Here is a 19,333-nt window from a genome sequence, read left to right on the forward strand (position 1 = left end):
CCCGACCGGAAGCCTTCCGGTCGGGGGGCCGCTGTCGTACAGTCCCCCGGACCGCATCGACCTGACGGATCGTCAGAAAGGAGTCCGGTCATGCGCCTGGGACTCGCGCTCGGCTACTGGGGCCGCGGCCCCTCCCCCGCCCACCTGGAACTCGCGCGCGAGGCGGAGCGCCTGGGCTACGACTCGGTGTGGACGGCGGAGGCGTGGGGCTCGGACGCCTTCACCGCGCTCACCTGGATCGCCGCGCACACCAGCCGGATCGGGCTCGGCACGGCGGTGGCGCAGATGGCGGCGCGCACCCCGACCGCGACCGCGATGCAGGCGCTCACCCTGGACCACCTGTCCGGCGGCCGGATGCGGCTCGGCCTCGGCCTCTCCGGCCCCCAGGTGGTGGAGGGCTGGTACGGCCGCCCCTTCCCCCGCTCCCCGCTGACGGCGACCCGCGAGTACGTGGACGTGATCCGGCAGGTGCTGCGACGGGAGGCGCCGGTCACCCTGGCGGGACGGCACTACTCCTTCCCGTACGCGGGCGAGGACGGCACCGGCCTCGGCAAGCCCCTCCGCCCGATCACCCACCCGCTCCGCGCGGACCTGCCGGTCCTGCTCGGCGCGGAGGGCCCGAAGAACATCGCGCAGACCCTGGAGATCGCCGACGGCTGGCTGCCGCTCTACTGGTCCCCCCGCCGCTGGCGCGAGGTCTACGCCCTCCCGGACCGCCTCCCCGACGGCTTCCGCGTCGCCCCGATGGTCCGCGCCCAGGTCTGCGACGACGTGACGAAGGGCCTGCTCCCGGTGAAGGCGATGCTCGGCTTCTACATCGGCGGCATGGGCCACGCGAGCCGCAACTTCCACGCCGACCTCATGGCCCGCATGGGCTACGAGCCCGAGGCCCGCCGCATCCAGGCCCTCTTCGCCGAGGGCCGCCGCGAGGAGGCCGTCCTGGCCGTCCCCGACGCCTTCGCCGACGAGATCTCCCTGGTGGGCCCGAGGGAGCGCATCGCCGACCGGCTGCGCGCATGGCGGTCCGGCCCGGTGACGGAACTCCTCGTCACGGCCCCGGACCCGGAGACCCTGCGGGTCCTCGCGGAGATCGCCGGATAGGTCCGGCGGCCCCGGGCGCGCCCTCCGGCCCGGGCCGTCTCCTTCGGATCAGGCCGGCGACGCCGACTCGATCACCTCGTCGAGGATGTCGCGGGAGCGGACGAGGTCGGCGATCAGGGTGTCGATGCGGGCGCGCTCGGTGGCCAGTTCGTCGAGGAGCCGGGGCGTGGCGATGTCGCTGGGCGCGCCGTCCGCGTCGCGCATGCACGGGAGGAGCTGGGCGATCTTGCGGCTGTTCAGGCCCGCCGCGTACAGGGCCTGGATGCGGACGACCCGGTCCACCGCCCACTCGCCGTAGCGGCGCTGGCCGCCCGGCGTACGCTCGGAGCGCAGCAGGTCCTGGGTCTCGTAGTAGCGCAGCGAGCGTTCGCTCACGCCGCTGCGGCGGGCCAGTTCACCGATGCGCATCCGCCACCTCGCCTGCGGGAAGAAGGACTTGAACCTGACACTGGTGTCAACTCCTACCGTACCGACATGACGAACGCACCGGCCTCCTCCCGCCTCTTCGAGTCCACCACCCTCGGCTCCCTGCCCCTCCCCAACCGGCTGGTGATGGCGCCCATGACCCGCAACCGGGCCACCGCCGACGGCGTCCCCCGGCCCCTCATGACCACCCACTACGCCCGGCGGGCCGCCGCCGGCCTGATCATCGCCGAGGCGTCCACGCCGAACGCGGTCGGCCGGACCTACCCGAACATCACCGCCATCCACACCGACGCCCACGTGGCCGGCTGGCGCCGGGTCACCGACGCGGTACGGGCCGAGGGCGGGCGGATGTTCCTCCAGCTCCAGCACGGCGGCCGGGTCGGCCACCCCGACACCAGCGGGCACCTGCCCGTCGCGCCCTCGCCGGTCGCGCTGCCGGAGGAGATCCACACGCCCTCCGGCCGGCAGCGGTCCGTCGTGCCCCGCGAGCTGGGCGCCGAGGGGATCCAGGAGACCGTCGCGGACTTCGCCGCCGCCGCGCGCCGGGCCGTCGACGCGGGCTTCGAGGGGGTCGAGGTGCACGCCGCCAACGGCCATCTGCTCCACCAGTTCCTGGCGAAGAACACCAACCGGCGCACGGACGCGTACGGCGGATCCGTGGAGAACCGCGTCCGGTTCGTGGTCGAGGTCGTCCGGGCCGTCGTCGACGCGATCGGCGCCGAGCGGGTCGGGGTGCGCATCTCGCCCGGGGTCACGGTGAACGGCATCGACGAGGGCGGCGAGGAGGAGACCGCCGCGCTCTACCGGACGCTCGTCCCCGCGCTCGCCGCGCTCGACCCGGTCTATCTGCACGTGATCTTCGCCGATCCCGCGCAGCCGCTCTTCCGGTGGATCCGCGCGGCCTGGCCGAACACGCTGGTCGCCAACCCGGTGCTCGGCTTCGGCGGACCCCTCCCCGCCGACGGAGGGAAGGGCGCGGGCGAGCGGCTGCTCGCGGCCGGGGCCGACCTGGTCTCGCTGGGCCGCGCCTTCCTGGCCAACCCCGACCTGGTCGAACGGCTCCGCACCGGCGCGCCGCTCAACCCGCTCCGGGAGGCGAACTGGATGTACTCGGGCGACGAGGTCGGGTACAACGACTACCCGACGCTGGCCGAGTCCGCCGCCCTCGCCTGACGGGCGGGCGGACGGACGGGCGGGCGGCCGAGGGGCCGGTCCGTCAGCCGCCGCCGAGCTGCGAGGCCGAGGGGACCTTCTCGACCACCTCGGCCCCGGCGGACTTGCCCGCGTCCTTGATGCCGTTGATGACGCCCTCCAGGCCGCCGACGTCCGCCGCGTCGATCTCGCCCTTGCGGAGCTTGGTGCCGAGGTCTTTGAGGGAGTCGATGCCGGCGGAGAGCGGGGCCACCGCCTTGGAGAGCAGCGGGTCGCCCTTCGCGTTGTTCACCGCCGCCTTCAGCCGGTTGTAGGTGAACGCGCCCGCGAGCCCCGCCTTCACCAGGGCGAAGGTGCGCCCGTCCGCGCCCTTCTTGAACTTGCCCGCCTGGTACGGCTTCACGATCCACTGGTACGCGGCTCCCGCGGCGAGCCCGGCGTTCGCGACGAACCTGGTCTTCGCCAGCTTCTGCTGCTCGAAGGTGCCCGACGCCGAGGGGCTGGCGGCCGTGGACACGCTCGCGGTGGTGTCGGCTCCGCACCCGGCCGTGCCGAGCAGCAGCGCGCCGGACAGGAGCAGCGCGACGACGCCGCGGTTCAGACTTCTGGGCACAGCGGAACCTCCCTGGGACTGGTCCCGCCAGCCTCGCCCCGCCCCCGTCCCCCCGCCATCCGGGCCGCTCCGTCCGGGTGCCCGCCCCCGGTCAGGGCAGCAGCGCGGTCTCGACCAGCCGGAGGGCCTCGGGAAGCTCGGTCCGGGTGTCGCCGGTGCTGGGGAAGTGGCCGCCGCCCGGGGTGAGGGTGACGGTGGCGCCGAGGTCGGTCGCGAAGGTCATCAGGTGCTCCGGGGTGGCCGCGCCGGTGACCGGGTCGTCGGCCGCGTGCAGCACGGCGAAGGTGCGGGCGGCGCGCCGGATCCGGGCCCAGTCGAGGCCGGGCTCGAAGAAGGGGGCGAGGGCGTCGTAGCCGACCTCGCGGGCCATCGAGGCGACGAGGAGGACACCGGCGTACGGCCCCTCCGTCCCGGTGTCGTGCCGCTCCAGGAGGCGCAGCACGTTGACGCCGCCGAGGCTGTGCCCCACCAGGACGGTGTCGGCGGGGCCGGTCCCGGCGGTCTCCGCGGCGAGCGCCTCCAGCCAGTCCCCGGCCCGCGGCGCCAGGGGTTCGGGCAGCTGGGGTATCCGCACCTCGTGGCCGGCGCCGGTGAGCGCGGTGGCGAGGTACGGGTACCAGTGGTCGTCCTTGCTCATGCCGAAACCGTGCGAGACGACGATCGTGCTCATGGTTCTCCTCCGAGGGCAGTGCCGGGGACCCGGTGGTGCGGCGACCCGGTGGCCCGGGCCTCAATCGAAACGCTACGTAGCGTTTCGATTGGAGACTAGCACGCTGCTACGGTGGCGTGCGTGCCCTCCGAGAAGAACCCCGGCCGCCCCCCGTCCCCCCGCACAGGGGGCCGGGTGCGCAGCCAGGACGCCAGCGAAGCCGTCCTCGCCGCCACCGCCGCGCTCCTGGAGGAGGCGGGCTACCACGGCGTCACCATCGAGGGCGTGGCCAAGCGCGCCGAGGTCGCGAAGAGCACCGTCTACCGGTGGTGGAAGTCCAAGCCCGCGCTGGTGATGGACGCCTACCGGCACTCCGTCGAGCAGCGGATGCCGACCCCCGACACGGGCACGCTCGCCGGGGACCTCACGCTCTTCACGACCGAGCTGTACCGGATCGCGGAGCATCCGCTGCGGGTGCGGGCGCTGCGCGGACTGATGGCCGAGGCGCAGCTCGACCCCGCCTTCGCCGAGGAGTTCCGCGGCTGGGTGGAGAGCCGCCGCACGGTGGTGAAGGAGATCCTGGCGCGCGCCGCCGACCGGGGCGAGCTGGCCCCGGGCACCGATCCGGACTTCGCCGCCGACCAGGTCTTCGGCCCGTTCTGGTACCGGCTCCTGGTCGGCCACGCGGACCTCGGCCCGGCGCTCGCCCGGGACCACGTCGCCCAGCTCGTCGAGGGGCTGCGCGGGCGCGGCACCGGGTGACGGAAGGGCCCGGGATCCAGTGGATCCCGGGCCCTTCCGTCGTCGTGCGTCACTCCCCGCAGCAGTCCGGGGCCAGGCCCGTCGGCAGGGTCTCGCCGCCGAAGACGGCGACGGTGGCGTGTTCGCCGCCGAGGGCCGCGACGGCGAGGAGGAGGGAGCCGGCCGTCCAGGTGGTCTGCTCCTCGGGCCAGACCGCCGGCTCGTGGCCGTCCTCGCCCTCGTAGACGTATCCCGTCCAGTACAGGCCGTTCGGGGCCCGCAGGTGGCCGATGGACTGGAGGATGTCGAGGGCCCGGTCGGACTCCCCCGTCGCCCAGAGGGCGAGGGCGAGTTCGCAGCTCTCGCCGCCGGTCACCCACGGGTTGGGGACCACGCAGCGGACGCCGAGGCCGGGGACCACGAAGTCGTCCCAGCGCGCGTCGATGCGGGCCCGCGCCTCGGCGCCGGTGACCGCGCCGCCGAGGATCGGGTAGTACCAGTCCATCGAGTAGCGGGACTTGTCGAGGAAGCGCTCGGGGTGGCGGCGGATCGCGTGCGCCAGGGCCCCGGCGGCCAGCTCCCAGTCCGGCTGCGGCTCCTCGCGGGCCTCGGCGAGCGCGAGGGCGCAGCGCAGGGCGTGGTGGACGGAGGAGGAGCCGGTGAGGAGCGCGTCGGTGACGGGGCTGCCGTCGGGCTCGCGCTTCCAGCCGATCTGGCCGCCGGGCCGCTGGAGTCCGAGGACGAACTCCATCGCCGCGTAGACGACCGGCCACATCCGGTCGAGGAAGGCGTCGTCGCCGGTCGACAGGTAGTGGTGCCAGACGCCGACGGCGATGTACGCGGTGAAGTTGGACTCCTTGCCGCGGTCGGTGACGTCGTCCGGGTCGCCGTCCTGGTAGGCGGCGTACCAGGAGCCGTCGCCGTTCTGGTGCCGGGCGAGCCAGGCGTAGGCGCGGGCGGCGGCCTCGTGCTCGCCGGCCGCGTCCAGGGCCATGGCGGCCTCGGTGTGGTCCCAGGGGTCGAGGTGGTGGCCCCGGAACCACGGGATGGCGCCGTCCTCGCGCTGGGCGGCGAGGATGCCCGCCACGGTCCCGGCGGCCTGCTCGGCGGTGAGGACCCCGGGCAGGACCAGGTGTTCCGCTATCCGCTCGGGAGCCGTCACTTGGCCGCGTCCGCGGTCTCGGCCTTCGGGAGGTGGGGCTTGGTGGCGTAGGCGACGAAGCTCTTGCCGACGACCGGGTTGAGCAGCTGCTCGGCGACCCGGGTCAGGGCGGGCTTCTTCATGATGTCCCAGACCAGGAGCTTGTGGTACGCCCGGACCGGAAGCGCCTTGTCGTTGTCGACACCGAAGGCGCACTTCAGCCACCAGTACGGCGAGTGCAGGGCGTGGGCGTGGTGGGTGCCGTACGGCTTGAGCCCGGCCTGGCGGATCTTGGCCAGGAGTTCGTCCGCCTTGTAGATGCGGATGTGGCCGCCCTCGACCTCGTGGTACTCGTCCGAGAGCGCCCAGCAGACCTTCTCGGGGCCGTAGCGGGGGACGGTGATCGCGATCCGGCCGCCGGGCCTGAGGACACGGACCATCTCGGCGAGGACGCCCTTGTCGTCCGGGATGTGCTCCATGACCTCGGAGATGATGACGACGTCGAAGGACTCGTCGGGGAACGGCAGGTTGAGCGCGTCGCCCTCCATCGCGGTGGCGGTCGCGCCGGCCGGGGCCTCGCCGGCCTCCTTCATGGCGGCGAACCACTTGGCGACCTCGCGGATCTCCTCGCCGTTCTGGTCGAGGGCCACGACCTGGGCGCCGCGCCGGTAGCACTCGAAGGCGTGCCGGCCCGCACCGCAGCCCAGATCGAGCACGCGGTCGCCGGGGGCGAGCGGGAAGCGGGTGAAGTCGACGGTCAGCACGGGGTCTGCCCTTCCGAGTGGCGGGAGTTCGGGTGGTGCGAGGGGGTGGTACGGGGGGGGTCAGCGGCGGCGGGCACCCTGGCGCGCCAGGGCCTCGCGGTAGAGCTCCGCGGTGCCCTGCGCCGCCCGCGCCCAGGTGAAGCGGTCCAGCACCCGGGCCCGGCCGGCGGCACCGAGCCGGGCCCGCAGCTCCGGGTCGCCCAGCATCCGGCCCAGCGCGGCGGCCAGCGCCCCCGCGTCGCCGGTCGGCACCGCGAGGCAGGTCTCGCCGTCGGGGCCCGCGACCTCCGGGATCGCCCCGCCCGTCGTGGCGACCAGCGGCGTACCGGTCGCCATGCCCTCGGCGGCCGGCAGCGAGAAGCCCTCGTAGAGGGAGGGCACGCAGGCCACTTCGGCCGAGCGGTAGAGGTCGACGAGCTCCGCGTCGCTGATGCCCTTCACGAACCGGACGGCGCCGTCGAGCCCGTACCGCTCGATCGCCCGGGCGACGGGCCCGTCCTCGGCGCGCTTGCCGACGACGACGAGGTGCGCGTCGGGCCGCTCCGTGCGCAGCTTGGCGAGTGCCTCGATCAGGAAGACCAGGCCCTTGAGGGGGACGTCGGCGCTGGAGGTGGTGACGATGCGGCCGGGGACCTCCGCGACCGAGGGGTCCGGGGACCACAGCTCCGTGTCGGCGCCGATGTGCACGACCCGGATGCGGTCCTCGCGGACCCCGAGGTGCTCGACGATCTCGTCGCGGGAGGTGCCGGAGACGGTGAGGACGGACGGCAGCCGGCGGGCCACCCGCTTCTGCATGCGGGTGAAGCCGTACCAGCGGCGGACGGAGGCGCGGCGCTTCCAGTCGGCGGCGGCGTCCAGCTCCAGCCGCCGGTCGACGGTGATGGGGTGGTGGATCGTGGTGACCAGCGGGGCGCCGACCGCGCGGGGGCCGCCGAGGAGCCCGTACCCGAGCGTCTGGTTGTCGTGGATCACGTCGAAGTCGCCCCGGCGGGCGGCGAGCGTGCGGCGGGCCCGCAGCGAGAAGGTCAGCGGCTCGGGGAAGCCGCCGGTCCACATGGTGGCCACTTCGAGCGCGTCGATCCAGTCCCGGTACTCCTCGCGCCCGGGCGTCCGGAAGGGGTCGGGCTGGCGGTAGAGGTCGAGGCTGGCGATCTCGCTGAGCGTGACGCCCTCGTCGAGGGTCGGGTACGGCTGCGAGCCGAAGACCTCGACGGTGTGGCCCAGGCGGGCCAGTTCGCGGGAGAGGTGCCGGACGTAGACGCCCTGGCCTCCGCAGAAGGGGTTCCCCTTGTACGTGAGGAGAGCGATCCGCAACGGACCGTCACCGGACGGGGCGGCACCCTGCCGGGGGCTTGCCTCTATGGCCTCAGCGGTCATGCGCGACCCCCTTCGAGCGTGCGTTTCGCGCGAGCGTAACCGCTCGCGCTAAGGTAGAACAAGTTACAGACTTGATCGTTCCCGACGTCTCCGGACGTGCCCTCCGATCCATCGGGAGGCACAGAATCTACCGGCAGGTAGCTTCGGTGTGAGCGCCGGAACAGGTGATTCGCGCCACCCGGCCGCGGAGGTTCGCGCCAAGGCCGTCCTCCGCCATACTGGCGCTCCCCACCGCACGGAACGGGACCCCGATGACCGCAGAGAGCAGAGCGGACCACCGCCCCTCCGCCACCCCACCCCTGACCGAACGTCAGGAGGCCAGGCGGCGCCGCATCCTGGACGCCAGCGCCCAGCTCGCCGCCCGCGGCGGCTTCGACGCGGTGCAGATGCGGGAGGTCGCGGAGGCGGCCGGAGTCGCCCTCGGCACGCTCTACCGCTACTTCCCGTCCAAGATCCACCTGCTCGTGGCGACCATGCAGGACCAGCTCCAGCACATGCACAGCACGCTCCGCAAGCGGCCCCCCGCGGGCGCCGCCCCGGCCGAGCGGGTGGCGGAGACCCTGATGCGGACCTTCCGCGCGCTCCAGCGCGAGCCGCAGCTCGCCGACGCCATGGTGCGGGCGCTGACCTTCGCGGACCGCAGCGTCAGCCCCGAGGTCGACACGGTCTCGCGGCTGACGACGGCGATCATCCTGGACGCGATGGGCGCGGAGCAGCCGACGCCCGAGCAGCTGTCGGCCGTCCGCGTCATCGAGCACACCTGGCACTCCGCGCTCATCACCTGGCTGTCGGGGCGCGCCTCGATCGCCCAGGTGAAGATCGACATCGAGACGGTCTGCCGGCTGATCGACCTGACGGCCCCGCGGCGGACCGCCGCCCGCGCCTGACCCGGCTCCCCCGCGGACGGGGCGCCGGGGGACGGGGCGCCCGCGGACGGGGTGCCCGCGGGCTACTCCTCCGGTGGGTACACCGGCTCCCCGCCGTCCGCGAGGGTGATCAGGATCGCCTCGACCGGGCAGCCCTCGGCCGCCGCGAGGATCCGTTCGCCGGCGTCGGCCTCCGGGCGGACCGGGTGGGACTGGCGGGCGGTGTCGAGGCGGAAGCCGTCCGGGGCGTGGCCGACGCACATCCCGGAGCCGATGCAGACGCCCCGGTCGACCTCCACGCGCCAGCGGTCGCCCATCAGTTGTCCCCGTATCCGGCCGGGAGGTGGATCATCTTGTGCTCCAGGTACTCCCCGAAGCCCTCGGGGCCGAACTCGCGGCCCACGCCGGAGTTCTTGTAGCCGCCGAAGGGGCCGAGCATGTCGAGGCTGAAGGTGTTGACGTTGAAGGTGCCGGTGCGCACCCGGCGGGCGAAGTCGACGCCGCGCTCGACGTCGCCGGTCCAGACGCTGCCGCTGAGGCCGAACTCGGAGTCGTTGGCGATGCGCAGGGCCTCGGCCTCGTCCCCGTACGGCAGGAGGCAGATCACCGGGCCGAAGATCTCCTCGCGGGCGATCCGCATCGCGTTGTCGACGTCGCCGAAGAGGGTCGGCTCCACGTACCAGCCGCGGTCGAGGCCGTCCGGGCGGCCGCCGCCCGTGAGGAGCTTGGCGCCCTCCGCCTGCCCGATGCCGATGTAGTCGAGGGAGCGCTGCTGCTGGCGGCGGGCGACGAGCGGCCCCACCTGGGTGGCGGGGTCGAGCGGGTCGCCGACGACGAGCGCGGAGGCCGCCGCGGCCAGCGCCTCGGCGTACTCCTCGTACCGGGAGCGGGGGGCGAGGATCCTGGTCTGGGCGACGCACGCCTGGCCGTTGTTCATCCAGGCGGCCGGGGCGATCCCGGCCACGGCCGTCGCCACGTCGGCGTCCGGGAGGATCACCGCCGCCGACTTGCCGCCGAGTTCGAGGGTGACGCGGGTGAGGTTGCGGGAGGCGACCTCCATCACGCGCTTGCCGGCGGCGACCGAGCCGGTGAAGGAGACCTTGTCGACGCCGGGGTGCCCGACGAGGTACTCGCTGACCTCGCGGTCGGCGGGCAGGATCGACAGCACGCCCTCGGGCAGCCCGGCCTCGGCCGCGATCTCGCCGAGGAGGTACGCGTCGAGGGGCGACTCCGGCGAGGGCTTGAGGATCACGGTGCAGCCCGCGAGCAGCGCCGGACCCAGCTTGGCGGCGGCGGTGAACTGCGGCACGTTCCACGGCACGACGGCCGCGACCACGCCGACCGGCTCGCGCCGCACGAGCAGCGGGCCGAGGACCCCGCCGCGCCGCTCCTCGAAGACGAAGTCACGGGCGATGGTGATCGCCGAGTCCCAGACCATCATCGCGCCGAGCGCCTGGGCGAGGACGGACCAGGAGTACGGGGAGCCGTTCTGCGCGCTGATCGAGCGGGCGATCTCCTCGTGGCGGACGGCGATGGCGTCCTTGATCCGGGAGACGACCTCGATCCGCTCCTCCAGGCCGGTCCGCGGCCAGGGCCCCTCGTCGAAGGCCTTCCGGGCCACCGCCACCGCCCGGTCGACGTCGGCGCGCGAGGCGTGCGGGACGCGGCCGATGACCTCCTCGGTGTGCGGCGAGATCACCTCGATGGAGGCGTCGCCGAGGGGGTCGGTCAACTTCCCGCCGATGAACAGCTTTCCGTGCTCCACAAGCTCGCTCATGCCGGTCGCCTCCCGGGGGTATCTGACGGTGTCTCAGAACTGATATCAGTTCTAGTTATGATGGGCAATGGCCGTACCGTGCGGGAGAGATGGGGGCGCTCATGACACAGGTGACCGAACACGGCGGCGGCGTCTGGTCGCTGCGGGTGCCCATCCCGGACAACCCGCTGGGCCACACCCTGGTCCACGTCCTCGACACCGACCGGGGGCCGGTCCTCGTCGACACCGGCTGGGACGACCCCGACTCCTGGACCGAACTGAACGACGGACTGGGCGCGCTGGGGATCGGCATGAGCGAGATCCACGGGGTCGTCATCACCCACCACCACCCCGACCACCACGGCCTCTCCGGCCGGGTCAGGGAGGAGTCCGGGGCCTGGATCGCGATGCACGCCGCCGACACCGCCGTCGTCCGCCGCACCCGCGAGTCCGACCCCGCCACCTGGCTCGACTACCTCGCCCGCAAGCTCGCCGCCGCCGGCGCCCCCGAGGACCACCTCGCGCCGCTGCGCGCCGCCCGCTCCGGCGGCCGGATGCGCACCCTGCCCGGGCTCGGCGCCGCCCTTCCCGACCGGGAGATCGTCCCCGGCGAACTGCTCGACCTCGCCGGCCGCCGGCTCCGCGCCGTCTGGACCCCCGGCCACACCCCCGGCCACGTCTGCCTCCACCTGGAGGAGAAGCACCCGGCGGGGCTCCCCGGCCACGGCCGCCTCTTCTCCGGCGACCACCTGCTGCCCGGGATCTCCCCCCACATCGGGCTGTACGAGGACCCCGACGACGCGACGGTGACCGACCCCCTCGGCGACTACCTCGACTCCCTGGAGCGGATCGGCCGGCTCGGCGCCGCCGAGGTGCTCCCCGCCCACCAGCACGCCTTCGCCGACGCCGCCGGCCGGGTCCGCGAACTCCTCGCCCACCACGAGGAACGGCTCGCCGGCCTCCTCGCCCTCCTCACCACCCCGCTGACCCCGTGGCAGCTGGCCGAGCGGATGGAGTGGAACCGCCCCTGGGAGCGCATCCCGTACGGCTCCCGCAACATCGCCGTCAGCGAGGCCGAGGCCCACATCCGGCGCCTGGTGAAGCTGGGCCGCGCGGAGGCCGTGACGGGGACGGAGCCGGTGGCGTACGTGGCGGTGTGAGGGGGACGGAGCCGGTGGCGCGTACGGCGGTGCGCGGCGCGGCGGCCCGTGGCGGGCGTGGCGGTGTGACGCGGCTCGCACGCCCGGGGCGCCGCCCCCGACGGCCGGTATGGTGGGCCGGTCGTCTTCATGCCCGAGCAGGGGAAAGCCGGTGCGAATCCGGCGCTGACCCGCAACCGTGACGTGCCCCCGTGCACGGAGCCGGAACGCCCTGCCCCGGGACGTGAGCGCCGGCACCGTCGAGGAATACGGCGCCGGACGCGGGCCCCCGGGGGCACCGATGTCCGGTGCCCGCACGAGAGGCAACCATGATCAGCGTCCGTCGCGCCGCCGCCGCGCTCACCGCAGCGGCAGCCGTGCTCAGCACCGCCGCGACCGGCGTGGCCTCCGCCGCGCCCTCTCCGAGCGCCTCCGCCGCCGCGCTCCCGCCCGGTCTGTACGGCAAGGGCGACCCGACGTACGACGGCGTCTGGCGCCAGTCGCTCGCCTTCCTCGCCCAGCGCGCCACCGGCTACCAGCCCGCCGACCAGGCCGTGGACTGGCTGCTCGGCCAGCAGTGCGCGGACGGCTCCTTCGCCTCGTACCGCGCCGACACCACGAAGCCCTGCGACGCCACGACGATGCGGGACTCCAACGCCACCGCCGTCGCCCTCCAGGCGCTCGGCGCGGTCCGCCGCGAGGCCGCCGACCCGACGAAGATCGACACCGCGGTCAAGTCCGGCTACGGCTGGCTGCGCGGGGTGCAGAACAAGGACGGCGGCTGGAGCTACACCCCCGGCGGCCCCAGCGACGCCAACTCCACCTCCATCGTCGTCAGCGCCCTCGCCGCCTCGGGCGTCAAGCCCGGTTCGTACACCTCGGCCGAGGGCCGCACCCCGTACGACGCCCTGCTCGCGCTCGCGCTGCCCTGCGCCGACGAGGACGGGCCCGGCGCCTTCGCCTACCAGCCCGACAAGGCGGGCGCGCTGCTCGCCAACGCGGACGCCACCGCCGCCGCCACCCTCGCCGGGCTCGGCAAGGGCATCACGGCCGTGAAGGCCACCCCGCCGCAGGCCCCGACCTGCGTCGACCTCTCCGAGCCGACCGTCGAGCGGGCCGCCCTCAACGGCGCCTCCTACCTGGCCAAGGCGCTCGTGCAGACCGGCCACCTGACCACCCCGCCGCTGCCGGGCGCCACCGAGACCGAGCCGAAGCCGGACTTCGGCAACACCGCCGACGCCGTCGTCGCCCTCGCCGCCGCCGGCACCGCCCGGCTCGCGGAGCCCGCGCTCCAGTGGCTGGAGCAGAACGCCGCCCCCTGGGCGAAGGAGTCCGGCCCGGCCGCCTACGCGCAGCTGATCCTCGCCGCGCGCGCGATGGAGGCCGACCCGCGCGAGTTCGGCAAGACCGACCTGGTCGAGGCGCTGAACGCGACCGGCCCGACGCCGAAGACCCCCGACACCTCCGCCGCCTCCACCGAGGACGAGGACGACGACTCGTTCCTCGGCTTCGACGTCTGGTGGATCATCGGCATCGGCATGGTCGTCGGCGTCGGCATCGGCTTCCTCCTGAGCGGCCGCAAGAAGTGACGCTCCGGACGAAGGCCTCCGGCGCGCTGGCCTGCGGGACGGCCGGGCTGCTGCTCGCCCTCGGCGCGGCGGCCCCCGCCCAGGCGGCGGGCTACCGGTACTGGTCGTTCTGGGAGTCCGACGCCGGGAAGTGGACGTACGCCACCCAGGGCCCGGCGACCGCCCGGCCCGCCGACGGCGACGTCATCGGCTTCCGCTTCGCGCTGAGCGAGGACTCCGCCGACGCCACGAAGCCGACCACCGCGCCCGACTTCGGCGCGGTCTGCGCCGACACCGGGAAGACCCCGGGGACGAAGCGGATCGCCGTCGTCGTCGACTTCGGCACCCCGAAGGACGCCCCCGCCGGCGAGACCCCGCCGCGGTCCGCCCCGACGACGGGCTGTGCCCGGATCGCCGAGAACGGCACCGCCGCGGAGGCCCTCGCCGCCGTCGCCAAGCCGCTCCGCTACGACAGCTCCGCGATGCTCTGCGGCATCGCGGGCTACCCGAGGAAGGGCTGCGGCGAAGCGGTGGCGGAACCGGCCGAGCCGGCCGGCTCCCCCGCCTCCACCGCCTCGAAGGCCCCGGCCCCGGCCACGGCCACCGGGGACGACGGCAGCGGCGGCCCGTCGCTCGGTCTGCTCGTCGGCGGCGGAGCCGTCCTCGCCCTCGGCGCCGCGGCCGTCTGGAAGTCCCGCCGCCGCGCATGACCCGGCCGAGCGAGACCCCGGCGGACCCCGTCGCCGACCCGACCGGCCCCCGGCGCGCGCGGACGCTCCGGCCCGCCTCCTGGCCGGCGTCCGGGCCCGCCTCCGAGCCCGCCTCCGAGCCGGCGTCCGGGGCCGTCTCCGGGCCCGGCGACGGCCCCGAGGAGACCGCCGGCCGGCGACCCGGGTGGAGGGCCCGCCTCCTGGCGCCCGTCGCCGACCGGGGGAACGCCCTGCATCCCGGGGCCTGGTGGCTGTGGGCCCTGGGGCTCGCCGTCGCCGCCTCCCGTACGACCAACCCCCTCCTGCTCGGGCTGATCGTCGGAGTCGCCGGGTACGTGGTGGCGGCGCGGCGGACGGACGCGCCGTGGGCCCGTTCGTACGGCGCCTTCGTCAAGCTCGGACTGTTCGTGGTCGGCCTGCGGATCCTCTTCTCGGTGGTGCTGGGCTCCCCCATCCCGGGCTCCTACGAACTGTTCGTCCTGCCCGAGCTGCCCCTGCCCGCATGGGCGCAGGGGATCCGGATCGGCGGGCGGGTCACCGCCGAGCAGCTGGTCTTCGCGCTGTACGACGGGCTCAAGCTGGCGGCCCTGCTGATCTGCGTGGGCGCGGCCAACGCGCTCGCCAACCCGGCGCGGCTGCTGAAGTCGCTGCCGGGGGCGCTGTACGAGGCCGGGGTCGCCGTCGTCGTGGCGATGACCTTCGCGCCGAACCTGGTCGCCGACGTGGTCCGGCTGCGGACCGCCCGGCGGCTGCGCGGCCGGTCCACGGGCGGGGTGCGGGCCGTGCTCCAGATCGGCCTGCCGGTCCTGGAGGGAGCGCTGGAGCGGTCGGTCGCCGTCGCCGCCTCGATGGACGCGCGGGGATACGGGCGCATCGCCCAGGTCCCGCCGGCCGTCCGCCGCACCACGAACGTCCTCACCCTCGGCGGCCTGCTCGGCGTCTGCGCCGGTTCGTACGGGCTGCTCGCCGCGCAGGGCGCCGGGTACGGGCTGCCGCTGCTCGCCGCCGGGCTCGCCGCGGCCGTCGCGGGGCTGCGGCTCGGCGGCCGGCGCAGCGTCCGCACCCGCTACCGCCCCGACCGCTTCGGCCCCCGCTCCTGGCTGGTCGCCGCCTCCGGCGTCGCGGTGGCCTTCCTCATGATCCGGGCCAACGCCTACGCGCCGGAGGCCCTGCACCCCGGGGTCGTCCCGCTCACCGCGCCGGAGCTGCCGCTGTGGCCGGCCCTGTCGGTCCTGCCCGGCCTGCTGCCGGCCGTCATCGCCCCCGTACCGCCCGCCCCTGCCGCCGCCCGCGAGGAGCCGCCCGCGTGATCCGCTTCGAAAACGTCTCCGTGACGTACGAGGACGCCGCCGGGCCCACCCTGCGGGACGTCGACCTGACGGTCCCCGAGGGCGAGCTGGTCCTCCTCGTCGGCCCGTCGGGCGTCGGCAAGTCGACCCTGCTCGGCGCCGTCTCCGGGCTCGTCCCCCATTTCACCGGCGGTACGCTGCGGGGCCGCGTCACCGTGGACGGCCGGGACACCCGCACCCACCACCCGCGCGAGCTCGCCGACCTGGTCGGCACGGTCGGCCAGGACCCGCTCGCCCACTTCGTCACCGACACCGTCGAGGACGAGCTGGCCTACGGCATGGAGTCCCTCGGCCTCGCCCCCGCGGTGATGCGGCGGCGCGTCGAGGAGACCCTCGACCTGCTGGGCCTCGCGGACCTTCGCGACCGCCCCATCGCCACGCTGTCGGGCGGCCAGCAGCAGCGCGTCGCGATCGGTTCCGTCCTCACCACGCACCCCCGGGTCCTCGTCCTCGACGAGCCGACGTCCGCGCTCGACCCCTCGGCGGCCGAGGACGTCCTCGCGGTGCTCCAGCGGCTCGTCCACGACCTCGGCACGACGGTCCTCATGGCGGAGCACCGCCTGGAGCGGGTCGTCCAGTACGCCGACCGCGTCCTGCTCCTGCCGGACGCCGTCCTCGGCACACCGGCGGAGATCATGGCCGTCGCCCCCGTGTACCCGCCGGTGGTCGGCCTCGGGCGGCTGGCCGGATGGGAGCCGCTGCCCCTGACGGTGCGGGACGCGCGGAGGGGGGCGGGCGAACTGAAGGAGCGGCTGAGGGAGCGACCGGAGGAGCGGCCGGAGGAGCGGGGCCCCGCCGGGACTCCCGCCCACCCCGCCGCCGCCCGGGACCGGGGCCCCGCCCCCGTCCTCGGGCCTCGGACGCCGGACGGTCCGCTCCCGGCCCGCCCGGCACCCGGCGGAAGGTCCTTCTTCCGGCGTCGCCGCACCTCCGCACCCCCTCCCACCCCCGCTCCCGCCGCCGCCGCACCGCTCGTGGACGTCCGGCGCCTGGCGGTCCGCCGCGGCCGCGTGGAGGCGCTGCGCCGCGTCGACCTCCAGGTCGCCGCCGGCGAGACGATCGCGCTCATGGGCCGCAACGGCGCGGGCAAGTCCACCCTCCTCTCCACCCTCGTCGGCATGGTCGCCCCCACCTCCGGCACGGTCCGCGTCTCCGGGCTCGTCCCGCACACGACCGACCCCCGCACCCTCATCCGCCGGGTGGGCCTCGTCCCGCAGGAGCCGAGGGACCTGCTGTACGCGGAGACCGTCGGCGAGGAGTGCGCCGCCGCCGACGCGGACGCGGGAGCCGCGCCGGGGACCTGCCGGGCGCTGGTGACGGAGCTCGTACCGGGCGTGACCGACGCGACGCACCCCCGGGACCTGTCCGAGGGGCAGCGTCTGGCGCTCGCGCTCGCCGTGGTCCTGACGGCCGCGCCGCCGCTGGTGCTGCTCGACGAGCCGACCCGGGGCCTGGACTACGCGGCGAAGGCCCGGCTGGTCGTCCGGCTGCGGGCGCTCGCCGCCGAGGGGCACGCGATCGTGCTGGCCACCCACGACGTGGAGCTGGCGGCGGAGTTGGCGGACCGGGTGGTGATCGTCGCGGGCGGCGAGGTGGTCGCGGACGGCCCGACGGCCGAGGTGGTCGTCTCCTCCCCCGCCTTCGCCCCGCAGGTCGCGAAGATCCTGGCCCCCGAGCCGTGGCTCACCGTCGAGCAGGTGGAGGAGGCGCTGCGCGCATGAGAACGCATCCCGTCCGGCTCGGTCCGCGTTCCGTCGCCGCCCTCGTCCTCGTCTCCCTCGTCGGTCTGGTCGGCGTCGGCTGGCCGCTCTTCGCGGACGCCGGGTCGGCCGTCACCGACCACGCCGCCGACGCGCCCTGGCTCTTCGCGCTGATCCTGCCCCTCCTCATCGCCGTCGTCGTGGCGACGATCGCGGACTGCGGGATGGACGCGAAGGCGGTGGCGATGCTGGGGGTGCTGGCCGCCGTGGGGGCGGCGCTGCGCCCGCTGGGCGCGGGCACGGCCGGCCTGGAGCCGATGTTCTTCCTGATGGTGCTGAGCGGCCGGGTCCTCGGCCCGGGCTTCGGCTTCGTGCTGGGGGCGGTGACGATGTTCGCGTCGGCGCTGCTCACGGGCGGGGTGGGGCCGTGGATGCCGACGCAGATGCTGGCGATGGGCTGGTTCGCGATGGGCGCGGGGCTGCTGCCGGCGGGGGCGCGGGGGCGGCCGGAGCGGCTGATGCTGGCCGCGTACGGCTTCGTGGCGGCGTTCGCGTACGGCACCGTCACCAATCTGTACGGGTGGGTCACGGTCGGCGGCCTCGGGCAGGGGATCTCCTTCGTACCGGGGGCTCCGGCGGCCGAGAACCTGGTGCGCTTCCTGGCGTACGTACTGGCCACCTCCCTCGGCTGGGACCTCGGGCGGGCCGCGCTCACCGTGGTCCTGACGCTCACGGTCGGCGGGCCGCTGCTGCGGGCGCTGCGCAGGGCCACGCGGCGGGCGAACTTCGAGGCCCAGGTCACATTCGAGGGGCCCGGAAAGGGGTCCGCGGGTGAGGCGCCTCATAGGACCCACGTCACGTACGACCCGAAATAGTAGAGAAGGACGAGTCGCCCAAAGCGGCAATAACCGGCGATGAGCTGCGAAAACGGCTCCCGGTAGGACCTCGGTCCGGGTGGCCCGAGTCCGAACCTTCCTCGTACAGGGGGTCGTTGCGCGGCCTTCCGGGATTTGTTTGTGTAGTGGACGTCGCCAGGCAGCAGGTGCTCAGCGAGAGCGAAGCACCGCGGCAGGCCGGTTCCCCCCAGTCCCCGGGTCCCCCGGGCTCTGGTTCCGGCATGCCGGAATCGGTCGGAAACGGCCGTGACGCCCGGCGCGACCCCAGTCCCCGACGTTAGGTAGACGTTTTGTTCCGCTCGATCACCACTCGCGCCGCTGCCCGCAAGAAGTCCTTCGCCGCCACCGCAGCCGTGCTGCTCGGCGCCTCGGGTGCGGTGCTCGGCACGACGGGCACGGCCTCGGCCGCCAGCCCGCAGGAGCTCGCTCGTGACATCGTGCCCGCCTCGCAGTACGCCTCGTTCAGCAAGATCGTCTCGCACGAGTCCGGCTGGAACTTCAAGGCCACCAACTCCTCGTCCGGCGCCTACGGCCTCGTCCAGGCCCTGCCCGGCTCGAAGATGTCCTCGGCCGGTTCCGACTGGAAGACCAACCCGGCCACCCAGATCAAGTGGGGCCTCGACTACATGAACGAGCGCTACGGCTCCCCGAACGCCGCCTGGGCGTTCTGGCAGGCCAACGGCTGGTACTAAGAGTCACCACGCCGCTCCGCGCACACCCGCAAGGCCCCGCCCTCCTCTCGGAGGGGCGGGGCCTGCGGCGTTTCCGGGCCCCCGCGGTGCGGTCTCCCGCGAGCGGTGCGGTCTCCCACGGGGTCGGGCCGTCTCCCCCGCGGGCGGTGCGCCCTCCTACGGCGGCGTGACGGCCGCCGGACTGGCGCCACCCTTCCCCGCCCCGGGCGCGTGCCCGAGGACCACGACCCAGGTGCCGTCGTGGCGGACCATCTGGACGTACGTGGTGAAGGGCCGGCCGTCCCGCCCCTCGCCGGTGACGCGCGCGCTCGCCAGGTCGTCGCCGAACTCGTGCGACACCTCGACGCTCCCGACCGTGAGCCCCCTGCCCCCGTCGGCGGCGACGACCTCGCGCGCGTCCGCCTCGACCTCCACGTACCCCGGAGGCCCCAGCTCGGCGAGCGCGTCCGCGTCCTGCCCGTTCAGCGCCCGGACGTACGCGTCGACCGTCTGCCGTTCCGTACGCCCCACGGGATCGGCCTCCCCCGCGCACCCCGCCAGCAGCAGCGCGCAGCCGACGACGGCCGGTAACCGGACGTGCCGTGTGATCATGCGTTCCCCCTCGTGATCGGTCCCCCGGAGGGACGCGGGGGCCCGCTCCCGGGTTCCCGGCACGGGCGCGGGGCCCCGCCCCCCCCGGGGCCCCCCCCCCCC

The 19,333-nt window shown here is 74.8% G+C and carries 20 protein-coding genes and 1 riboswitch; of the genes, 11 read left to right on the plus strand and 9 right to left on the minus strand.

Annotation, left to right across the window (positions count from 1 at the left end; genetic code table 11):
* The first annotated feature begins 90 nt into the window (after window positions 1-90).
* Window positions 91-1,101, plus strand: a complete 1,011-nt coding sequence (locus tag ACFQ8C_RS32075; protein WP_383464468.1) for an LLM class F420-dependent oxidoreductase — start codon at window positions 91-93, stop codon at window positions 1,099-1,101.
* Window positions 1,102-1,149: 48 nt separating this feature from the next.
* On the opposite strand, the gene ACFQ8C_RS32080 is transcribed toward ACFQ8C_RS32075, so the two are convergent.
* Window positions 1,150-1,509: a MerR family transcriptional regulator gene (locus ACFQ8C_RS32080; protein ID WP_383464471.1), complete on the minus strand. Its 360-nt coding sequence runs from the start codon at window positions 1,507-1,509 to the stop codon at window positions 1,150-1,152.
* A gap of 66 nt (window positions 1,510-1,575) precedes the next feature.
* Between ACFQ8C_RS32080 and ACFQ8C_RS32085 the strand changes: the two genes are divergently transcribed.
* On the plus strand, window positions 1,576-2,700 hold the full coding sequence (locus tag ACFQ8C_RS32085; protein WP_383464474.1) for an alkene reductase: 1,125 nt from the start codon (window positions 1,576-1,578) through the stop codon (window positions 2,698-2,700).
* Between the two features lie 43 nt (window positions 2,701-2,743).
* Here ACFQ8C_RS32085 and ACFQ8C_RS32090 read toward each other — a convergent pair whose 3' ends face one another.
* The gene (locus ACFQ8C_RS32090; RefSeq protein ID WP_383464477.1) at window positions 2,744-3,292 is read right to left on the minus strand and encodes a hypothetical protein; all 549 of its coding nucleotides are present in this window, start codon (window positions 3,290-3,292) and stop codon (window positions 2,744-2,746) included.
* A gap of 91 nt (window positions 3,293-3,383) precedes the next feature.
* Complete coding sequence (locus tag ACFQ8C_RS32095) at window positions 3,384-3,962, minus strand: RBBP9/YdeN family alpha/beta hydrolase (RefSeq protein ID WP_383464480.1); 579 nt, start codon at window positions 3,960-3,962, stop codon at window positions 3,384-3,386.
* 174 nt (window positions 3,963-4,136) lie between these two features.
* Here ACFQ8C_RS32095 and ACFQ8C_RS32100 point away from each other — a divergent pair, with 174 nt between their 5' ends.
* Window positions 4,137-4,703: a TetR/AcrR family transcriptional regulator gene (locus ACFQ8C_RS32100; protein ID WP_383464483.1), complete on the plus strand. Its 567-nt coding sequence runs from the start codon at window positions 4,137-4,139 to the stop codon at window positions 4,701-4,703.
* 49 nt (window positions 4,704-4,752) lie between these two features.
* Here ACFQ8C_RS32100 and ACFQ8C_RS32105 read toward each other — a convergent pair whose 3' ends face one another.
* From ACFQ8C_RS32105 to ACFQ8C_RS32115, 3 genes are read right to left on the minus strand one after another with little or no spacing between them, the layout of a single operon-like run.
* Complete coding sequence (locus ACFQ8C_RS32105; RefSeq protein ID WP_383464486.1) at window positions 4,753-5,844, minus strand: prenyltransferase; 1,092 nt, start codon at window positions 5,842-5,844, stop codon at window positions 4,753-4,755.
* Window positions 5,841-6,587 carry a class I SAM-dependent methyltransferase gene (locus ACFQ8C_RS32110; protein ID WP_383464489.1) on the minus strand — a complete coding sequence of 249 codons (747 nt, stop codon included), beginning with the start codon at window positions 6,585-6,587 and terminating at the stop codon, window positions 5,841-5,843. Before ACFQ8C_RS32110 ends, ACFQ8C_RS32105 begins: the two co-directional genes overlap by 4 nt.
* Before the next feature lie 60 nt (window positions 6,588-6,647).
* Window positions 6,648-7,964, minus strand: a complete 1,317-nt coding sequence (locus ACFQ8C_RS32115; RefSeq protein ID WP_383464492.1) for a glycosyltransferase family 4 protein — start codon at window positions 7,962-7,964, stop codon at window positions 6,648-6,650.
* Window positions 7,965-8,215: 251 nt separating this feature from the next.
* On the opposite strand from ACFQ8C_RS32115, the gene ACFQ8C_RS32120 reads away from it, so the two are divergent.
* Window positions 8,216-8,851, plus strand: a complete 636-nt coding sequence (locus ACFQ8C_RS32120) for a TetR family transcriptional regulator (RefSeq protein ID WP_383464494.1) — start codon at window positions 8,216-8,218, stop codon at window positions 8,849-8,851.
* Window positions 8,852-8,913: 62 nt separating this feature from the next.
* Here the strand turns inward: ACFQ8C_RS32120 and ACFQ8C_RS32125 are convergent, their stop codons facing one another.
* Together ACFQ8C_RS32125 and ACFQ8C_RS32130 are read right to left on the minus strand one after the other, a co-directional pair.
* A complete protein-coding gene (locus ACFQ8C_RS32125) occupies window positions 8,914-9,147 on the minus strand; it encodes a ferredoxin (protein ID WP_383464497.1) in 234 nt (77 codons plus the stop codon).
* Window positions 9,147-10,607, minus strand: a complete 1,461-nt coding sequence (locus ACFQ8C_RS32130) for an aldehyde dehydrogenase (RefSeq protein ID WP_383464499.1) — start codon at window positions 10,605-10,607, stop codon at window positions 9,147-9,149. Before ACFQ8C_RS32130 ends, ACFQ8C_RS32125 begins: the two co-directional genes overlap by 1 nt.
* Before the next feature lie 101 nt (window positions 10,608-10,708).
* Between ACFQ8C_RS32130 and ACFQ8C_RS32135 the strand changes: the two genes are divergently transcribed.
* From ACFQ8C_RS32135 to ACFQ8C_RS32165, 7 genes are all read left to right on the plus strand, one after another.
* On the plus strand, window positions 10,709-11,746 hold the full coding sequence (locus ACFQ8C_RS32135; RefSeq protein ID WP_383464502.1) for an MBL fold metallo-hydrolase: 1,038 nt from the start codon (window positions 10,709-10,711) through the stop codon (window positions 11,744-11,746).
* A 139-nt stretch (window positions 11,747-11,885) separates the two neighbouring features.
* Window positions 11,886-11,958, plus strand: a riboswitch (cobalamin riboswitch).
* A gap of 96 nt (window positions 11,959-12,054) precedes the next feature.
* The gene (locus tag ACFQ8C_RS32140) at window positions 12,055-13,314 is read left to right on the plus strand and encodes a prenyltransferase/squalene oxidase repeat-containing protein (protein WP_383464505.1); all 1,260 of its coding nucleotides are present in this window, start codon (window positions 12,055-12,057) and stop codon (window positions 13,312-13,314) included.
* Window positions 13,311-14,003 (plus strand): SCO2322 family protein, encoded by a 693-nt coding sequence (locus ACFQ8C_RS32145; RefSeq protein WP_383464507.1) that lies wholly within the window; start codon window positions 13,311-13,313, stop codon window positions 14,001-14,003. The genes ACFQ8C_RS32140 and ACFQ8C_RS32145 overlap by 4 nt, the downstream gene beginning before the upstream one ends.
* The gene (locus ACFQ8C_RS32150) at window positions 14,000-15,313 is read left to right on the plus strand and encodes an energy-coupling factor transporter transmembrane component T (protein ID WP_383464510.1); all 1,314 of its coding nucleotides are present in this window, start codon (window positions 14,000-14,002) and stop codon (window positions 15,311-15,313) included. Before ACFQ8C_RS32145 ends, ACFQ8C_RS32150 begins: the two co-directional genes overlap by 4 nt.
* Window positions 15,310-17,073: an ABC transporter ATP-binding protein gene (locus tag ACFQ8C_RS32155; protein WP_383464513.1), complete on the plus strand. Its 1,764-nt coding sequence runs from the start codon at window positions 15,310-15,312 to the stop codon at window positions 17,071-17,073. Before ACFQ8C_RS32150 ends, ACFQ8C_RS32155 begins: the two co-directional genes overlap by 4 nt.
* Window positions 17,070-17,927 carry an ECF transporter S component gene (locus ACFQ8C_RS32160; RefSeq protein ID WP_383464515.1) on the plus strand — a complete coding sequence of 286 codons (858 nt, stop codon included), beginning with the start codon at window positions 17,070-17,072 and terminating at the stop codon, window positions 17,925-17,927. The genes ACFQ8C_RS32155 and ACFQ8C_RS32160 overlap by 4 nt, the downstream gene beginning before the upstream one ends.
* A 311-nt stretch (window positions 17,928-18,238) precedes the next feature.
* Window positions 18,239-18,640, plus strand: coding sequence for a transglycosylase SLT domain-containing protein (locus ACFQ8C_RS32165; protein WP_383464517.1), 402 nt, complete (start codon window positions 18,239-18,241; stop codon window positions 18,638-18,640).
* A gap of 156 nt (window positions 18,641-18,796) precedes the next feature.
* Here the strand turns inward: ACFQ8C_RS32165 and ACFQ8C_RS32170 are convergent, their stop codons facing one another.
* On the minus strand, window positions 18,797-19,231 hold the full coding sequence (locus ACFQ8C_RS32170) for a hypothetical protein (RefSeq protein WP_383464520.1): 435 nt from the start codon (window positions 19,229-19,231) through the stop codon (window positions 18,797-18,799).
* Window positions 19,232-19,333: the final 102 nt, after the last annotated feature.

Origin of the sequence: Streptomyces sp. NPDC056503 (genome assembly GCF_042794995.1) — a bacterium.
Classification (GTDB): Bacteria; Actinomycetota; Actinomycetes; order Streptomycetales; family Streptomycetaceae; genus Streptomyces.